Source organism: Psychrobacter sp. 1U2, assembly GCF_051847575.1.
This window is the reverse complement of sequence record NZ_JBPYDC010000950.1, coordinates 1-761: the sequence shown is the minus strand read 5'-3', so window position 1 is coordinate 761 and position 761 is coordinate 1. Positions and strand designations below refer to the sequence as shown.

Genomic DNA, 761 nt, shown 5'->3' with positions numbered 1-761 from the left:
TGGATTGCAGCGATGGTATTGTAGGCGAATTTTTTTCACATTATGTACATAGTTTAGATACTTCAAAAAGAATGTAAGGCTGCTTGGTTGAATGTCTCACAGCCTCAGGTAAATTGTGCTATGTATAGAAAACCATATACAAAAAATAGACTAAAACGGAATTTCTAATCATCATGTACTTACGTCAAAGCAAGACTAAAATTTTTAGCACACTGCTCGCTATTTTTTGTCTTACACTATCATTACCTAGCAGTGCAGCAGACTCATTGATTGATGCTATCAAAAATGCTGAAAATGAATTAGATGCTCGTATCGGTCTAGCTGTGCACGATTTAGAGACCGAACAACGCTGGGAGTATAAAGCTGATGAACGTTTTCCTTTGAGTAGTACCTTTAAAACTCTCGCTTGTGCTAATGTCCTTCATAACGTTGATATGGGCCAAGAAAAAATAGATAGAATCGTAAGGTTCTCTAAAAGCAATCTGGTTACGTACTCTCCTGTCACAGAAAATCAGGTAGGCAAGAAAGGTATGTCTCTTGAAGCGTTGTGTCAGGCAACGCTGTCAACCAGTGACAATTCAGCGGCTAATTTTATTTTGCAAGCCATCGGCGGACCTCAGTCTCTCACTCAGTTTTTGCGTTCCATTGGTGATGATAAAACGCGACTTGATCGCTGGGAAACCGAACTGAATGAAGCAAAACCTAAGGATAAAAGAGATACCACCACACCAATAGCAATGATCGCGACACTTGAAAAGTTA

The 761-nt window shown here is 39.4% G+C and carries 1 protein-coding gene; it reads left to right on the top strand.

All coding sequences use genetic code 11. From position 1 onward, the window contains the following. Positions 1 to 173: 173 nt before the first annotated feature. Positions 174 to 761, top strand: a 588-nt coding sequence (bla, locus tag ACS8FD_RS19735; RefSeq protein WP_439277114.1) for a class A beta-lactamase, incomplete at its 3' end; no start/stop codon positions are given.